The organism is Sphaerisporangium dianthi (assembly GCF_042654065.1).
Classification (GTDB): Bacteria; Actinomycetota; Actinomycetes; order Streptosporangiales; family Streptosporangiaceae; genus Sphaerisporangium; species Sphaerisporangium dianthi.
This window is the reverse complement of the sequence record NZ_JBHSFP010000023.1, coordinates 74906-90333: the sequence shown is the minus strand read 5'-3', so window position 1 is coordinate 90333 and position 15428 is coordinate 74906. Positions and strand designations below refer to the sequence as shown.

The following is a 15428-nucleotide window of genomic DNA, read 5'->3' as shown; positions in this document are numbered from 1 at the left end:
CGGCGCCGCCGAGGCGCCGGCCGGGCTCAGGCCCTGCGGGGGCCGTCGCTCGCGAAGGCCGCCAGGGCGCCGAGGCCGAGGTAGACCAGGCCGCCCGCGACGTCCAGGCGGCGGGCGGCGGCGGGGGAACGGCGCAGCCGGCCGGCCAGAGCGGCCGACAGCAGCGCGTAGCCGCCGTCGCTGACCATGCCCAAGGCGATCCAGATCAGCCCGAGCAGGACGATCTGCGGCGCCACCGGGCCGCGGGCGGGGTCGGCGAACTGGGGCAGGAAGGCCAGGAAGAACAGCGCCGTCTTGGGGTTCAGCACGTTCACCACGAAGCCCTCGCCGAACAGGCGCGAACGCGAGACCGGCTCGATCTCGCCGGCCAGGGCCCCTCCCGCGCGGGTGAGGAGCTTGCGCAGGCCGAGATAGACCAGGTACGCGGCGCCGGCGTACTTCACCGCGGTGAACGCGGCGGCCGAGGCGGCGAGCAGCGCGCTCACGCCGAGCGCGGCGGCCACCACGTGGACCACCGAGCCCGCGTGGATGCCCGCGACCGACACCAGCCCGGCCGCCCTTCCCTGCGCCACGCTCCGCGTGACGATGTAGACGACGGCCGGTCCGGGGACCAGCAGCAGGGCGAGCGTCGCGGCGGTGAAGACGGCGAGCGTGGTCGGGGGTGGCATGTCGCCGATGCTAGGAATCATCGGGCGCCGGGGTCCACCGATTTTGGGCGCACCAGGCGACCACCGGCCCGGGACCGCCGGCTCGGGACCGCCGGCTCGGGACCGCCGGCTCGGGACCGCCGGCTCGGGACCGCCGGCTCGGGACCGCCGGCCGCGTGCCGAGAGGCACGGGTCAGGGTGCTGGAGGCGGGCGGCGGTCCGGTCGCGGGCGGCGGTCAGAGCGCCGGGGACGGGGCCGCGTCGGCGAGGGCCGTCAGGAGGGCCGTCGTCGCCGGCGGCTCGGGCGGCTCGCCGTAGGTCGCGGCGTAGACGTGCCTGGTCGAGCCGGGGATCGGGCTCGTGCGCACGTCCGGGTGGCGGTGGGCCGAGAGCGCGAGGCCGGGGAGGACGGTCACTCCCAGGCCGGCCGCGACCATCGCCTGCACGGCCACGTAGTCGTCGGTGGTGAAGGCGATGGCGGGCTCGAAGCCGGCCGCGGCGCACAGGTCGAGCAGGTGGCCGCGGCACCGGTCGCATCCGCTGATCCACTTCGTCCCGGCGTGCGCCGCCGGGGAGCCGGCCGCGGGCGCCGCGGCCGGTGTGACCAGGAAGCCGGGATCGTCGAACAACGGCGACAGCCGGACGCCGTCCTCCTCCAGCGCCGGCGGCCGGACGCCGTCATACTCGGCCGGTTCCCCCGCACGCCGGCCCGGCGTGCCCGCGCGGCCCGCGATGCCCACGCGGCTCGCCGTGTCCATGCCGACCGCCGTGTCCATGTGGCCCGGAGTGTCCATGTGGCCCGGAGTGTCCATGTGGCCCGGAGTGCCCGCGTGGGCGGGGGGCGGCGCGGCGGTGGCGTAGCGGAAGGTGACGGCGACGTCGACCTGCCCCGCGCGGAGCATGGCGAGCGCCTGCGGCGGCTCGGCCTCGATGAGGCGCAGGTCGAGCCCGGGATGCTCACGGGACAGCCGCACGGCCGCGGCGGGGACGAATGTGCCGAGCGCCGAGGGGAACGCGGCCAGGCGCACCCGTCCCGCGCGCAGGCCGACGTGCGCGGCCAGCTCCGCCGAGGCGGAGTCGAGCCGTCCGATGATCTCGGCGGCGCGGTCGGCGAGAACTCTGCCCGCCTCGGTCAGCCTGATGCCCCGGCCCGCCCGCTGGACCAGCCGCGCCCCCGTCTCGGCCTCCAGCCGGGCCAGGTGATGGCTGACGGAGGGCTGGGAGTAGTGCAGTTCGCGGGCGGCGGCGGTCACCGAGCCGTGCCGGGCGACGGCGTCCAGGACACGTAAGCGCAGTACATCCAGCATCCATCAACCCTATCTATGGAAGGCGGATCATATTGGCATTGGACCTATGAAAGCGGGAGGGCAAGGCTGTGACCATGTCGACCGATCTCCCGGCGACGCCGCCGTCGTTCACCGACGTCCTGCGCGCGGCGCGCCTCATCGCCCCGTACCTGCCGCAGACCCCGATGTGGTCCTATCCGGTGCTCGACGCGCACCTGGGCGCCGAGACCTTCGTCAAGCACGAGAACGCCCAGCCGACGGGCGCGTTCAAGGTGCGCGGGGGCCTCAACCTGCTCGCGGGCTTCACGGCCGGTCGCGAGAAGGCGGGGGTGCTCACCTACTCCACCGGCAACCACGCCCAGTCGATCGCGTACGCCGCGCGGATCTTCGGCGTCCCCTGCACGGTGGTCATGCCGGAGAACCCGAACCCGGCCAAGGTCGCGATGGTCGAAGCGCTCGGCGCCGCGGTCGAGATCAAGGGCGCCACCTTGGTCGAGACCGCGGAATACGTGAATGCGATCGCCGATGACCGCGGCGACCGGCTGGTCAGCCCCGCCGACGAGCCGGACCTCATCGCCGGCGTCGCGACACTCTACCTGGAGATGTTCACCCGGCAACCGGACCTGGACGCCGTCTTCGTCCCGGTGGGCTCGGGCACCGGCGCGGCGGCCGCGTGCCTGGTCGCCAGGGCCGTCGCCCCGCGCTGCCGCGTGATCGGCGTGCAGTCCGCGCAGGCGCCCGCCGCCCACGACTCGTGGCGCTCAGGGGAGCCGGTCAGGCGGCCGATCGAGACGGTCGCGGACGGCCTGGCCACCGGCTCCGCCTTCGCCCTGCCGCAGGGCATGATGCGCGGCCTCGACGACTTCCTGCTGGTCGACGACGAGGACATCCGCGCCGCCCAGCGCCTGCTGCTGACGAAGGCCCACACGCTCGCCGAACTGGCCGGTGCCGCCGCGCTGGCCGGGCTCATCGCCGTCAGGGGCGAGTTCACCGGCCGGAAGGTCGCCGTCGTCTGCACCGGCGCCAACGCGCGCCCGGCCGAGCTCCAGCGGATGCTCGCGTAGCCGCGGTGCCGGTGAGCGTCCGCACCCGACCAGGGGCGCCGCCGGTGGGCGTCCGCGCCGTGACCGGGCCGCCGGGGGCCTCCGCTATCGCGCGGGGTCGGGGCCGCACGTCCACGACTGGTCGAGCACGTCGAAGACGTCGCCGTACAGGGACGGGTCCCAGCCGTCCCTGACGTACAGCCGTGAGACCACGTCGGAGGGGGCGCCCAGCAGATCGTCCGACGCCTGGTCGCCCACCAGGCGGGTGGCGGCCTCCATGTCGTTCACGCGGATGCGGTAACTGGCCTCCAGGACCACCACGGGGGCGGCGCCGTCCGCCGCTCCGGCGGCCTGCTCGGCCTCCTCATCGTCGGAGTCCGGCTCGTTCTCAAGGTCGCTGAACGGGTTGCCCCACCCGGCCTGGTCGGCGCACAGGGCGGCGTAGGCGATGGCGGAGGCGCGCAGGCGGTTGACCGCCCCGACCACGCGCGGGTAGTCGTCGGGGGACTCGCTGAGGACCCGGGCGTGCTCCTCGATGGCCGAGCCCAGATCGCGGGCGCCGGCCAGCAGGTCGCCGTGCCCGGTCGCCTGGTTGTCGGTCTGGGACTCATTCACGATCGTTACTCCTGGAACGGGAAGTGCCTGGTGTGCATGATCTCACCTCGGTTGTTGAGGTAGTCCACGTGGAAGTGGTCGCCTGATTTGCACGGGCCGCGGAACACCGCTCTGCTGCCTCCGTCGGCGGCCGCCCTCCTCGCCTGCGACTCCGCGTCCCCTCTGCTCCCCACCTTGCGGACACCGGAGTTCGTCTTGTTGGGGGAGTTCTGCCGCCGGCGGGCGGACATCTGGAGGATGGTGGGTTTGCCGGGTCCGTCCGTCTTGGGCGGCCGGAAACGGGATGCACCGCCGGGGATGTGCCGGGGTCCGCCGGCCATGGCGAGCGGGGGGCCGCCCCAGGGGCCGCGGGCGCCGCGGAGGATGCGTTCCAGGGGTTCGGTGACCCGGCGGGCGAGGCCGGGGGCGAGCACGCGGGCGCCGCCCTCGCCGGCTTCGCGCAGGATCTTGCCCATCGCGTACCGCGTGGCGAGCACGGTGGCCGTCGCGGATCCGAGGGCGAGCGGGCCGCCGGCGAGCATGCTGGTCGCGAGCTTCACCGTGGCGGCGGCCGCCTGCGAGATCACCGCGATCTTCGTGCCGGTGACGACGGTGGCCGTGCCGTCGAGCAGGACGGGCGCGTAGCCGCTCGCCTTGGTCGCCATGCCCAGATGCCCGGTGCCGCCGGTCTTCTCCCAGTGGCCGGCCAGGGCGGTCGCGGAGGCCCCCTTGTAGTCGGCCCCCGCCGTCCGGATCGCCCGGTCGGCGCCCTCGGAGGTGGCCGCCGACCGGGCGGTGAGGTGGCGCCAGGACTGCGCCTCGGCGCGGATCTTGCTCTCGCTGATGTTGGGCCAGGGGACTCCGGCCATGTTCAGGATGCCGGCGGCCCATGGGGGCAGCATCACGTCCATGAGGCGCCCGCGTCCCCGTCCAGCGTGACCATGCCGCTCACCAGGTCGTCCTCGACGTAGGAAACCCGTCCGCTCGCGGTCGTGAGCCCGTCTCCGGTGGCGGTGATCACGTTTCCCATGTGCGTGTAGGTGGCGAGGGCGGTGTTCTTGCACTCGATGTAGGCGGAGATGAGCGGGCTCAGCAGGCCGTCGTCACCCCATGACCGAGGGTCGTTCTCCAGCAGTGCCCGTACCGCCGACGCCTGCTCTTCCCCGTGGACCCTGAGGTGCGAGGCGGACACTTCCAGAGCCCCGTGGGCCATGTCGAATCCCCGTTCCATGGTCGCAGGCTAGCCATGATCGGGCACGATTGCGCCACATTCACCCGCTAATGCCGACATTTCACGCATGTCGTGGATCAGGGGTACCGGCCGCGATGCCCGCCGCCGGTAGCATCCTGACGAGACGTCGCCGTCCGACGCTCCGGCGTCCGGTAAAGGAGCATCTCGTGTCATCACCGACTCCGTGGACAGATGACCTGGAGCATCTGGAGCGGATCATCCGCCAGACCGAGGAGGTCATGCGCGGGCTGCGGCAGGCGCAGGCCGCGATCGGGCAGGTGACCGGGGAGGCGGAGGGCGCCGGCGGCCTGGTGCGGGTGGTGTCCGACGGCAGGGGGCGGCTCACGGACGTGCGGTTCGACCCGCGCGTCATGCGCCTGGACCCGGGCGAGCTCGGCAGAGAGGCGCTGCGGGCCATCCGGGACGCCCAGGAGTCCGCGGTGCGCGCCTCCGAGGAGATCATCGAGCACGCCAGAGAACGCGCCGCCGGGTTCCCCGAGCCGCTCGACGAGCGGTTCGTGCGGCGCAGGGTCGAACAGGCCGCCCGTGAGATCGAGTGACGCGCGAGGCGCGGGCAAGGAGTGGTCGATGGGCAGGCTGGACGCGAACCCCGCCAACTGGCGGGACGGCGACCTGGAGCAGGACGCCGAGCGCGCCGCGCGCATCCTCGCGTGGGTCGAGGAGGGGCAGCACGAGCTGGAGACGATCGTCGGGGAGGGCGAGGCCGCGGACGGCCAGATCAAGGTCGTCACAGGCTCGGACGGGCTGGTGCGGGACGTCATGATCACCCGGCGCGCCATGCGCCTGGACAGCGGGTCGCTGGCCGAGGAACTGCTGGCGGCCGTCCACCGCGCGCAGGACGACGCCGAGAGCAAGGGCAGGGAACTCCTCAACGAGGCGCTGGGAGAGGTGCTCCCGGCCGGCGAGTTCGACTCCGGGGCGATCGAGGAACAGTACGCCCGCCTCCTCGAGTACTTCGACCGCCCCTGACCCGCGGTACCGTCCGGCCGCCCTGCCGAAGGACCGCTCGACCGGCTCCGGCCGGCGGGCCCGTCCGTCTCTGACCCGCCAGGTCCGGCCGGCCGCCCCTGACCGCCAGGTCCGGCCGTCCGCGCCGTCAGGGACGGGTGAGGAAGCGGCGGATCACCTCGGCGACGCGCTCGGGACGGCCGCGCTGGGCCGCGTTGCCCGAGGCGCTGTGCCCGAGACCGGCCAGCTCGGCGCGCTCGGCGTCCGGCAGCACGCGCGCGAGGGCGTCGACGGCCACCCGCATGTACGCCGGGCTCGTGCCGCCGACGAGCAGCAGGATCTCGGCGCGCATGGCCTTCACGGCCTCGAGGTCGCCGCTCTGCTCGATGACCAGCCGCACGTCATGGCGGAGGGTCGGAGCCAGCGCCCGGAACGGCACGTCGTCGGGCCCGGCGTTCTTGTCCTCGCGGGCCATGGCCATGGCGGTGAGCGCCTCCAGCAGCCGGCGGGGGACGTAGTCGAAGACCCGGGGCCCCATCTGCGTGCCCTTCATGCCGGTGACCAGCGCCGCCGCCACATCGCCCTCGGCCAACTCCCTCTCGTGCCGTCCCAGCCAGGCGGTGGACGGCGAGCCGTTCACCGACAGCGGCGGGTCGAAGATGACGGCCCTGCGCACGGTCGGCACGGTGAGCGCCGTCCGCAGCGCGATGATGCCGCCGGCGCTGACGCCGAACAGGTCGCGGGCGCCGGTCTCGGCCAGCAGGGCGCCGATGTCCTCCACTTCGGTGCGCAGGCAGTGCCCCTCGCGGTGCGGGCCGCTCAGGCCCCGCCCGCGCCGGTCGGGCAGGTAGCAGGTGAAGTCGGGGGCCAGCGCCTCGGCCAGCTCGATGTGGCTGATGGAGGACTCCATCGCGCCGTGGATCAGAACCAGGCCGGGACCGCGGCCGAGCCGCCGGTAGCCGATGGTGGTGCCGTCCGCGGAGGTCACGGAGCCGGTCGTCACTGTCATTGTCTCTCCCATGGTCGGCTCCGGAACCGGCCGTTCCGGTCCCGGGCTGTTCGGTCGGGCATGCGTCCGAACCGGCCCATGCGGGGGAGCCCAGCTATCCTTGCGGTCGCCACCTTGTGGCCGGGTTCCGTCGACGGGTCTCGGTTCGAGGTCGAGCCCGGCGGGGTGTTCCCGCACCCCGCCGGGCGTCATGGTCGTCGGGTCACGCGTCGTCGATGCCGGTCGAGCCGCCCCTTTCCGCGAGGTCCGCCAGCTCGGGCGGCATCAGCCCCGTCTCGTGGAAGGCCCGCCACCCGGCCTGGCCGGGGAACGAGCCGGCGGCCAGTTCCGCGAGCAGCGACCGCACCCAGGTCGCCTCTGCCTGCCGGACGGACACCTCGTACTCGTCCTCGATGAGGAAGAGACGGGGGACGTCGCGGCCCTCGCGCGCCAGGGAGTCCCGCTGGGCGGCGATCTCCGCCTCCATCAGGTCCAGACGGTGTCGCAGCAGATCGGCGACCTCTTCCGGCGGCAGGCCTCCCATGACCGAAAGGCCGGCGCGGAAGCTCGACCACTCAGGCTCGGGGGTGGAGATCAGCTCACGGGCCCAGTCGCGCATTTCCTCGCGGCCGGCGTCGGTGATGCGGTAGATCGTGCGCTCGGGCCGGCCGCCTTGCCGGGTGCTCTCGGCGGCCTCCACGAAGCCGTGCCGCTCGAGGTTGCGCACCACCGTGTAGAGCGAGCCCCACTTGACGCGCATGTCGTGGTCTTTGCCGCGCGCGCGCAGGATCGAGGCCATCTCGTAGGGGTGCATCGGCCGCTGGACGACGGCGCTGAGAACGGCGAGGGCCAGCAGGTTGCCGACCTTGCGTCGCTTCGCCATCACTTCACCTCGCTCAGGATTATTCGTAAGCGAATATACGTCGGCGAGTAAGAACCGACAAGACCGCCCGTCGCGCCGATGTCAGGCGATCCGCGTCGCCGCGTAGTGCCGGGTCCGCGGTCCGGCGTCGCGTACGCCGGTCGTAAGCTCGCGGCATGAGCGGCTTCGAGATAGGCACCGACGGTCCCCAGGTGATCGTCGTCGGAGTCGACGGCTCCGATACCTCCCTCCGGGCGGTCGCCTACGCCTGGGGGCTCGCCCGCCGCCAGGGCTCCGCGCTCGTCTTCGTGTTCGCCGCCTCGCCGGGCGCGATCACCTCGTTCATCCCCGACGCCTCGGCGTCGGCCCTCCTGGCGCAGGAGGAGGTGGGCAACGAGCTCCGCGAGCGCATAGCCAAGGTCGCCGAGTCGATGCACCCCCGGGTCCCGCACACCTTCCGCATCGAGCGCGGCGACGCCGCGTCCGCCCTGATCCACGTCGCCGACCAGGTCAAGGCGGACGCGGTGGTCGTCGGCGCCTCCGTCCAGGCCGGTCACCGCCTGATGGGCTCGGTGGCGATCCGTCTGGTCCGCGCGGGCCGCCGGCCGGTCACCGTCGTCCCCTGACCGTCGTCCCCTGACCGTCGTTCCCCGACCGGCGCGCCCGCCCGCGATGCGGCCGTGCCGCTCGCCGGGCTGAACGTTTCATCCCGTTCACACATGTGAAACGAATCCCTCAATGGAGAACCGGCGAGCGCCCAGCTAGGAGCCCGTGGAGGGGCCCTGCCGCGAAGAATCGGTTTCCCGGGGTTCACCAGCCGGGTTGACAGGCGTGAGGGCGATTTTTACCGTCAAGTCGTTCGCTCACATGTATGCCATACACATATGTGAACACCGATGGATGGCAGACCCGCATGAACCCCGAGGAGTGACCATGGGCGTGATCGTGAGAAGGAAGCGGGCCGGCGTGGTGCTCGCCCTGATGACGGCGTCGGGCGCGGCCCTGGCGGGCGGCATCGTGAACGCGGCCTCCGCGCAGACGCCGGGCCTCGCGCGTCAGGCCGTGATGGCGGCCCCGACGGACCTGGTGGGCTGGGCCACCCAGGGGGGCGGCACGACCGGCGGCGGCAACGTCCCCGCCACCAACGTCTCCAGCGCGTCGGCGCTCACCACCGCGCTCTCGTCCTCCAGCGCCGCGGTGATCCGCGTCTCCGGGACGATCTCCTGCTCGGGCATGCTCAAGGTCACGTCCAACAAGACCGTCCTCGGCAACGCCGGAGCCACGCTGGCCGGATGCGGGCTCAACGTGACCAAGGCGTCCAACGTGATCATCCGGAACCTGACGTTCCGTGACTGGGACGACGACGGCATCAACGTGCAGTACTCGACGCGGGTGTGGCTGGACCACAACACCCTCAGCAACGGCCACGACGGCGCCATCGACATCAAGCGCTCCAGCGACTACGTCACGGTCTCGTGGAACCGCGTCTTCAACCATGACAAGACCATGCTGCTCGGCCACAGCGACGGCAACGCCGCCGAGGACGTCGGCCACCTGCGGGTGACCTACCACCACAACTTCTTCGACGGCACCAACCAGCGCCACCCGCGCGTGCGCTTCGGCAACCCGGTGCACGTCTACAACAACTTCTACCGCAGCGTCGGATCCGGCGGCGGCTACGGCGTGGCCTCCACCGAAGGGGCCGGCGTCCTGGTCGAGGGCAACTACTTCGAGAACACCGCCGACCCGTTCCACCGCGGCGAGGCGTCCTCCGACCCGGGCAACCTCGTGGCGCGCAACAACCACTTCGTGAACTCGGGTGCGGGAGACGCCGGAGGCAGCGTGGCCTCGATCCCCTACTCCTACACGCTCGACACCCCGTCGAACGTCAAGTCGATCGTCACCGCGAGCGCCGGCGCGGGCAAGATCAGCGTCTGACGCCGTCCGCGAGAACCGGACCCAACGGTCCAGCGAACCGAGGAGAGAAATGTGAGCCTCATCATGAGGACAAGGAGGACGGGCAGGACCCTCGTCCTGACGGCCGCGACGGGCGTCGCGCTCGTGGCCGGCATCACCGGTGCCGGGACGGCCGCGGAGGCCGCGCCGACCTCCGGCTCCTACACCCTGGTCAACGCCGGGAGCGGGCTCTGCCTCGACGCCCCCGGCAGCTCCGACGGCACCCAGCTCGTCCAGTCGTCCTGCAACGGCGGCGGCAACCAGGTCTGGACGCTCACCTCGTCCGGCGGCGGCGTCACGCTCAGGGCGGGCAGCACAGGCAAGTGCGCGGGCGTCAAGGACGCGAGCACCTCCGCGGGCAAGGCCGTGCAGCTGGAGTCGTGTTCCGGCGCCTCCTCGCAGACCTGGCAGCTCACCGAGTCCGGGTCCGACTACCGGGTGGTCAACGCCAACGGCGGCAAGTGCCTGAACGTCAAGGACAGCTCGACGAGCTCCGGAGCGCTGGTCCAGCAGAACTCCTGCGACTCGGTGACCAGCAAGCAGTGGAGGCTGACGCCGGCCGGGTCGACCCCGAGCCCCACCGCCAGCCCCACCGCCACGCCCACCCGGACCCCGACCCCTACCCCGACGCCGACCGGTGGCGGCGGCACCATCCCGGCCTTCCCCACGCCCACCGGTTCGGTGAAGGTCAACGCCACGATCCAGGTGTCGGGCACCTTCGACGGCGGGATGAAGCGCTACTACGGCATCGGTGACGGCGGCCAGAGCGAGAGCCAGGACCCGATGTTCGAGCTGGCGCCCGGCGCGACGATCAAGAACGTCATCATCGGCGCGCCCGCGGGCGACGGCGTCCACTGCAACGGCAACTGCACGATCCAGAACGTGTGGTGGGAGGACGTGGGCGAGGACGCCGCGACCTTCCTCGGCGGCTCGGACTACTACGTCACCGGCGGCGGCGCGAAGTCGGGCGCCGACAAGGTGTTCCAGCACAACGGGCCGGGCACCGTCCACATCAGCGGCTTCTTCGTCGGAAGCTCAGGCAAGCTGTACCGGGCGTGCGGCAACTGCTCCAGCTCCTACCAGCGCCACGTGGTGATGAACAACATCGTCGCGCAGAGCACCAAGGTGCTCGCCGGGATCAACACCAACTGGGGCGACACCGCGCGGTTCAGCAACATCACCGTGTACGGAAGCAGCAGCGGCATCAGCATCTGCGACAAGTACAAGGGTGTGCCGAAGGGCAGCGAGCCGACGAAGATCGGCAGCGGCGCCGACGGCGTCAACTGCATCTACTCGTCCTCCGACATCACCTACAAGTAGAGACGCCCGCGCCCTGGCGGCCCCCGCCCGAGCCCCCAGGGGAAGCCCCCGTGCCCGCAGGCACGGGGGCCTTCCGCGTCCTTCGGGCGTCGCCGCCCGCGGTGTCAGCAGTCGCCGTAGTCGGCCAGGAACAGGGCCTCGGCGGTCGCGGCGCGGCGCAGCTCCTCGATGACGAGGCGCTCGTTCGGCGCGTGGATCGCGGCGCCGTCGTCCTCGGCCCCGAACAGCAGGATCTCGGCCGCGGGGAACTGCTTGACCAGCGTGGAGACCAGCGGGATGGAGCCGCCCGAGCCGATGTCGCGCGGCGCCCGGCCGAACGCGCGCTGCATGGCCCGGTTCAGCGCGGACCTGGCGCGGCCGCCGGTGTCGGCCTGGAAGCCCGAGCCGAGGACCACGTCGGTCACCGACAGCGTCACGCCCCACGGCGCGGCGTGGCCCAGGTGCTCCACCACGTCGTTCATGGCGGTCTTCGGGTCGCCGGACGGGGGGACGCGGACGGTGACGCGGGCCCGCGCCACCGGCTGGACCGCGTTGATCGCGCCCTGCACCGTCGGCACGTCCAGCCCGGTGACGGTGATCGCGTACGAGGCCCAGAGGCGGTCGGCGAGCGGGCCGGTGCCCATGAGCGACACCCCGTCCAGCACGCCGGCGGTGGCGCGGAACTCCTCCTCCGAGGGGCCCGAGCCGAGGAAGACCCCGCGAGGCAGGCCGGGCACCCGGATGTCGCCGTTGTCGTCGTGCAGCGAGGCGAGAATGCGGATCAGCGCGGTCAGCGCGTCGGGGGCCGCGCCGCCGAAGGAGCCGCTGTGCACCGACCCGGCCAGGGTGCGCACCTCGACGGTGAAGGCGGCGAGCCCGCGCAGCGACGTCGTCACGCTGGAGTCGCCCACGCTCGGGTTGCCGGTGTCGGCCACGACGATGGCGTCCGCGCGCACCAGTTCGGGGTTGCGCTGGACGAACTCCTCCAGGCGCTCGCCGGCGTACTCCTCCTGGCCCTCGATGAGGACCTTGACGCCCACGGGGAACCGTCCCTGGAACGAGCGCAGAGCCAGGACGTGCGCGATCACGCCGGACTTGTCGTCGGCGACGCCCCGGCCGAACAGCGCCCCGTCGGCGAACGTCGGCTCGAACGCGGGCGTGCGCCACAGCGCGGGGTCTCCGGCGGGTTGCACGTCGTAGTGGGCGTACAGCAGGACGGTGGGGGCGCCGGGCGGGGCCGGCGCCTCGCCGTAGACGGCGGGGAAGCTGCCCTCGATGGGAATCTGGCGGACGTGGGGCAGCCCCGTGCTTCGCAGCAGCTCCTCGGTCATCGCGGCCGCCGCGTACACCGGCTCCTCGGGGTGACCGGGGAAGGCGACCGACGGGATGGCGGCGAGCCGCGTCAGCTCCTCCACCGCCCTCGGCATCTCGGCTGCCACGGCGTTCTCGATCTGATCAGGAGTCACGGCAATCTGTTCCCCGTATCGGCTGCGTTCTGATTCGACACATTGCATCACAGCCACAGAGCGCACCGTGCCCTCTTGATCCGCGCCGGCGCCGCGCGCGCGAGATCGCGCGGGACGCCGGCGGCGGAGGGCCGCCTCCCCGGACGCGCGCCGGCGCCGCCCATTCCGCGCCACCGCCCGGCGGACCCGGATTCCGCGTGCCCGCCAGGGCTTCTCGCGCGACACGCCCTCGCGGATTTCGTTGTTGTTACATAGCGAAATGACGAATTCCGAAGTTCTTGCATAGTGTCACCACGCAACCAGTTGTAATCATCCGTGTGGAACATGCACACTGAGGGCAGTCGAGATCACGAGGAAGATAGCCATGACGCGACCTGAGACCGACACGGCCGCCGTCCTGAAGGCAGCGCAGGACAATCTGTGGCTGCACTTCACCCGGCACAGTTCCCACGACGTCGCGAAGGTGCCGACGATCGTGCGGGGCGACGGTGCCTACATCTACGACATCGACGGAAAGCGCTACCTCGACGGGCTTTCCGGCCTGTTCGTCGTGCAGATGGGCCACGGACGCGCCGAGCTGGCCGAGGCCGCGGCCAAGCAGGCGCAAGATCTCGCCTTCTTCCCTCTGTGGTCGTTCGCCCACCCCAAGGCCGCCGAGCTGGCCCAGCGCCTCGCCGAGCTCACCCCCGGCGACCTCAACCGGGTGTTCTTCACCACAGGCGGCGGCGAGGCCGTCGAGTCGGCCTGGAAGCTCGCCAAGCAGTACTTCAAGCTCGTCGGCAAGCCGCTCAAGCACAAGGTCGTCAGCCGGGCCATCGCCTACCACGGCACGCCCCAGGGCGCCCTGTCGATCACCGGCATCCCGGCGTTCAAGCAGTTCTTCGAGCCGCTGGTGCCCGGGTCGGTGCGCGTGGCGAACACCAACCACTACCGCGCCGACGAGATCACCGGCGTGCCCGGCATGACGCCCGAGCAGTTCGGCCGCTGGGCCGCCGACCAGGTCGGCAAGGCCATCGAGATGGAAGGCCCCGACACGGTCGCCGCCGTCTTCGTCGAGCCCGTGCAGAACGCCGGCGGCTGCTTCCCGCCGCCCCCCGGGTACTTCCAGCGCCTGCGCGAGATCTGCGACCAGTACGACGTGCTCCTGGTGTCCGACGAGGTCATCTGCGCCTTCGGCCGGCTCGGCACGATGTTCGGCGGGCAGAAGTTCGACTACGTCCCCGACATCATCACCTGCGCCAAGGGGCTGACCAGCGGATACTCGCCGATCGGCGCGATGATCGCCTCCGAGCGCCTGTTCGAGCCGTTCAAGTCGGGCACCGCCATGTTCGCCCACGGCTACACCTTCGGCGGTCACCCCGTCTCGTCGGCGGTCGCCCTGGCCAACCTCGACCTGTTCGAGCGCGAGGACATCCTCGGTCACGTCCAGCGCAACGAGCCGGTCTTCCGCGCCACCCTCGAGCGGCTGCGCGACCTGCCGATCGTCGGCGACGTCCGCGGCTCGGGCTACTTCTACGGCATCGAGCTGGTCAAGGACAAGGACACCAAGCAGACCTTCAGCGAGGCGGAGTCCGAGCGGCTGCTGCGCGGCTTCCTGTCCAACGCCCTGTACGACGCCGGACTGTACTGCCGCGCGGACGACCGCGGCGACCCGGTCGTCCAACTCGCACCCCCGCTCATCTGCGGTCCGAAGGAGTTCGACGAGATCGAGTCGATCCTGCGCTCCGTGCTCACCGAAGCCTGGAACCGCCTCTAAGGGGCAGTTTCCGGACGTACCGCTCGTGCGGCACGCGAACGCCCGTGCCGCACCGCGTCAGCCTTGCCCTTCCAGAAAGGATTCCGTCATGAAGATCGGCGTGCCAGCCGAGGTCAAGAACCACGAGTACCGGGTCGCCGCCACCCCGGCGGGCGTGCACGAGCTCGTCCGCCGCGGCCATGACGTGTACGTGCAGCGCGACGCGGGCCTGGGCTCGCACATCCCCGACGAGGAGTACCTGTTCGCCGGGGCCAAGATCCTCGACACAGCGGACGAGGTGTGGGGCGAGAGCGAGATGATCCTCAAGGTCAAGGAGCCCATCGCCGAGGAGTACCACCGGATGCGCGAAGGGCAGGTCCTGTTCACCTACCTGCACCTCGCCGCGTCCCGCCCGTGCACCGAGGCGCTGCTGGACCGCAAGGTCACCGCGGTCGCCTACGAGACCGTCCAGGTCGGCGCCACCCTGCCGCTGCTGGCTCCCATGTCCGAGGTCGCGGGCCGGCTCGCGCCCCAGGTCGGCGCGTACAACCTGATGCGCTTCAACGGCGGCCGCGGCGTGCTGCCCGGGGGAGTCCCCGGCGTCGCCCCCGCCAAGGTCGTCGTCATCGGCGGCGGCGTCTCGGGCCTCAACGCCGCGCAGATCGCGGTCGGCATGGGCGCTGACGTCACCATCCTCGACGTCAACGTCGACAGGCTCCGCCACATCGACGCCATCTACCAGGGCCGCCTGAAGACCATCGTCTCCACCCGGTACGCCCTCGAGCAGGCCGTGGTCGAGGCCGACCTGGTCATCGGCGCGGTCCTGATCCCCGGAGCCAAGGCCCCGACCCTGGTCTCCAACGAGCTGGTCTCGCGCATGAAGCCGGGGTCGGTGCTCGTCGACATCGCCATCGACCAGGGCGGCTGCTTCGAGGACTCCCGGCCGACCACCCACGCCGAGCCGACGTACAAGGTGCACGAGTCGGTGTTCTACTGCGTCGCCAACATGCCGGGGTCGGTGGCCAACACCTCGACCTACGCGCTGACGAACGCGACGCTGCCGTACGCGGTCAAGCTGGCCGACCTCGGCTGGCGGGAGGCCCTGCGCGCCGACCCGGCGCTCGCCCTCGGCCTCAACACCCACGCGGGCCGTCTCACCTACGCCCACGTCGCCGAGGCCCACGGCCTGCCCTGCGACCCGGTGAGCGCCCACCTCAACTGACGCGCCGCCGGCGCCTCCGCCATCGGCCGGCCGGGGGCGGAAGGGGCCGGTTCGCGGTGCCCGCGCCATGGGCCAGACGAGGCCGAGGCGTCCGTGGAGCCCGCGCCACGCGCCGGGCGAGGCCGGCCAG

Annotated in this window: 16 protein-coding genes; 8 read left to right on the top strand and 8 right to left on the bottom strand. The window is 72.0% G+C overall.

Annotation, left to right across the window (positions count from 1 at the left end; all coding sequences use genetic code 11):
* Window positions 1-26: 26 nt before the first annotated feature.
* Together ACFO60_RS27620 and ACFO60_RS27615 are read right to left on the bottom strand one after the other, a co-directional pair.
* Window positions 27-668, bottom strand: a complete 642-nt coding sequence (locus ACFO60_RS27620) for a LysE family translocator (RefSeq protein ID WP_380845398.1) — start codon at window positions 666-668, stop codon at window positions 27-29.
* A 215-nt stretch (window positions 669-883) separates the two neighbouring features.
* On the bottom strand, window positions 884-1954 hold the full coding sequence (locus ACFO60_RS27615; RefSeq protein WP_380845395.1) for a LysR family transcriptional regulator: 1071 nt from the start codon (window positions 1952-1954) through the stop codon (window positions 884-886).
* A 74-nt stretch (window positions 1955-2028) separates the two neighbouring features.
* Here ACFO60_RS27615 and ACFO60_RS27610 point away from each other — a divergent pair, with 74 nt between their 5' ends.
* The gene (locus ACFO60_RS27610) at window positions 2029-2997 is read left to right on the top strand and encodes a threonine ammonia-lyase (RefSeq protein WP_380845392.1); all 969 of its coding nucleotides are present in this window, start codon (window positions 2029-2031) and stop codon (window positions 2995-2997) included.
* A gap of 84 nt (window positions 2998-3081) precedes the next feature.
* On the opposite strand, the gene ACFO60_RS27605 is transcribed toward ACFO60_RS27610, so the two are convergent.
* Genes ACFO60_RS27605 through ACFO60_RS27595 form a run of 3 tightly spaced genes read right to left on the bottom strand, consistent with a single transcriptional unit; the run spans window position 3082 to window position 4801 of the window.
* Window positions 3082-3591: a hypothetical protein gene (locus ACFO60_RS27605; protein ID WP_380845389.1), complete on the bottom strand. Its 510-nt coding sequence runs from the start codon at window positions 3589-3591 to the stop codon at window positions 3082-3084.
* A gap of 5 nt (window positions 3592-3596) precedes the next feature.
* Window positions 3597-4481 carry a WXG100-like domain-containing protein gene (locus ACFO60_RS27600; RefSeq protein ID WP_380845386.1) on the bottom strand — a complete coding sequence of 295 codons (885 nt, stop codon included), beginning with the start codon at window positions 4479-4481 and terminating at the stop codon, window positions 3597-3599.
* Window positions 4472-4801, bottom strand: coding sequence for a hypothetical protein (locus tag ACFO60_RS27595; RefSeq protein ID WP_380845383.1), 330 nt, complete (start codon window positions 4799-4801; stop codon window positions 4472-4474). The genes ACFO60_RS27600 and ACFO60_RS27595 overlap by 10 nt, the downstream gene beginning before the upstream one ends.
* A 167-nt stretch (window positions 4802-4968) precedes the next feature.
* On the opposite strand from ACFO60_RS27595, the gene ACFO60_RS27590 reads away from it, so the two are divergent.
* A complete protein-coding gene (locus tag ACFO60_RS27590; RefSeq protein ID WP_380845380.1) occupies window positions 4969-5361 on the top strand; it encodes a YbaB/EbfC family nucleoid-associated protein in 393 nt (130 codons plus the stop codon).
* Window positions 5362-5389: 28 nt separating this feature from the next.
* Window positions 5390-5791, top strand: coding sequence for a YbaB/EbfC family nucleoid-associated protein (locus ACFO60_RS27585; protein WP_380845377.1), 402 nt, complete (start codon window positions 5390-5392; stop codon window positions 5789-5791).
* 127 nt (window positions 5792-5918) lie between these two features.
* Here the strand turns inward: ACFO60_RS27585 and ACFO60_RS27580 are convergent, their stop codons facing one another.
* The gene (locus ACFO60_RS27580; protein ID WP_380845374.1) at window positions 5919-6779 is read right to left on the bottom strand and encodes an alpha/beta fold hydrolase; all 861 of its coding nucleotides are present in this window, start codon (window positions 6777-6779) and stop codon (window positions 5919-5921) included.
* 202 nt (window positions 6780-6981) lie between these two features.
* Window positions 6982-7641 carry a helix-turn-helix transcriptional regulator gene (locus ACFO60_RS27575; protein ID WP_380845371.1) on the bottom strand — a complete coding sequence of 220 codons (660 nt, stop codon included), beginning with the start codon at window positions 7639-7641 and terminating at the stop codon, window positions 6982-6984.
* 155 nt (window positions 7642-7796) lie between these two features.
* Between ACFO60_RS27575 and ACFO60_RS27570 the strand changes: the two genes are divergently transcribed.
* From ACFO60_RS27570 to ACFO60_RS27560, 3 genes are all read left to right on the top strand, one after another.
* Window positions 7797-8246 carry a universal stress protein gene (locus ACFO60_RS27570; RefSeq protein WP_380845368.1) on the top strand — a complete coding sequence of 150 codons (450 nt, stop codon included), beginning with the start codon at window positions 7797-7799 and terminating at the stop codon, window positions 8244-8246.
* Window positions 8247-8553: 307 nt separating this feature from the next.
* On the top strand, window positions 8554-9558 hold the full coding sequence (locus ACFO60_RS27565; protein ID WP_380845365.1) for a pectate lyase family protein: 1005 nt from the start codon (window positions 8554-8556) through the stop codon (window positions 9556-9558).
* 51 nt (window positions 9559-9609) lie between these two features.
* Entirely contained in the window at window positions 9610-10896 is a 1287-nt protein-coding gene (locus ACFO60_RS27560; RefSeq protein ID WP_380845362.1) for a pectate lyase, read from the top strand.
* A gap of 104 nt (window positions 10897-11000) precedes the next feature.
* Here ACFO60_RS27560 and ACFO60_RS27555 read toward each other — a convergent pair whose 3' ends face one another.
* Window positions 11001-12341: a M20/M25/M40 family metallo-hydrolase gene (locus ACFO60_RS27555; RefSeq protein ID WP_380845359.1), complete on the bottom strand. Its 1341-nt coding sequence runs from the start codon at window positions 12339-12341 to the stop codon at window positions 11001-11003.
* A gap of 364 nt (window positions 12342-12705) precedes the next feature.
* Between ACFO60_RS27555 and ACFO60_RS27550 the strand changes: the two genes are divergently transcribed.
* Window positions 12706-14097, top strand: a complete 1392-nt coding sequence (locus ACFO60_RS27550; protein ID WP_380845356.1) for an aspartate aminotransferase family protein — start codon at window positions 12706-12708, stop codon at window positions 14095-14097.
* An 88-nt stretch (window positions 14098-14185) separates the two neighbouring features.
* Entirely contained in the window at window positions 14186-15298 is a 1113-nt protein-coding gene (gene ald / locus ACFO60_RS27545) for an alanine dehydrogenase (protein ID WP_380845353.1), read from the top strand.
* Window positions 15299-15428 lie beyond the last annotated feature (130 nt).

Coding starts and splice junctions, on each gene's coding strand:
- ACFO60_RS27610 (WP_380845392.1), top strand. CDS start 2,029: ATGTCGACCGATCTCCCGGCGACGCCGCCGTCGTTCACCGACGTCCTG.
- ACFO60_RS27570 (WP_380845368.1), top strand. CDS start 7,797: ATGAGCGGCTTCGAGATAGGCACCGACGGTCCCCAGGTGATCGTCGTC.
- ACFO60_RS27575 (WP_380845371.1), bottom strand. CDS start 7,641: ATGGCGAAGCGACGCAAGGTCGGCAACCTGCTGGCCCTCGCCGTTCTC.
- ald (WP_380845353.1), top strand. CDS start 14,186: ATGAAGATCGGCGTGCCAGCCGAGGTCAAGAACCACGAGTACCGGGTC.
- ACFO60_RS27620 (WP_380845398.1), bottom strand. CDS start 668: ATGCCACCCCCGACCACGCTCGCCGTCTTCACCGCCGCGACGCTCGCC.
- ACFO60_RS27580 (WP_380845374.1), bottom strand. CDS start 6,779: ATGACAGTGACGACCGGCTCCGTGACCTCCGCGGACGGCACCACCATC.
- ACFO60_RS27600 (WP_380845386.1), bottom strand. CDS start 4,481: ATGGACGTGATGCTGCCCCCATGGGCCGCCGGCATCCTGAACATGGCC.
- ACFO60_RS27595 (WP_380845383.1), bottom strand. CDS start 4,801: ATGGAACGGGGATTCGACATGGCCCACGGGGCTCTGGAAGTGTCCGCC.
- ACFO60_RS27550 (WP_380845356.1), top strand. CDS start 12,706: ATGACGCGACCTGAGACCGACACGGCCGCCGTCCTGAAGGCAGCGCAG.
- ACFO60_RS27615 (WP_380845395.1), bottom strand. CDS start 1,954: ATGCTGGATGTACTGCGCTTACGTGTCCTGGACGCCGTCGCCCGGCAC.
- ACFO60_RS27565 (WP_380845365.1), top strand. CDS start 8,554: ATGGGCGTGATCGTGAGAAGGAAGCGGGCCGGCGTGGTGCTCGCCCTG.
- ACFO60_RS27585 (WP_380845377.1), top strand. CDS start 5,390: ATGGGCAGGCTGGACGCGAACCCCGCCAACTGGCGGGACGGCGACCTG.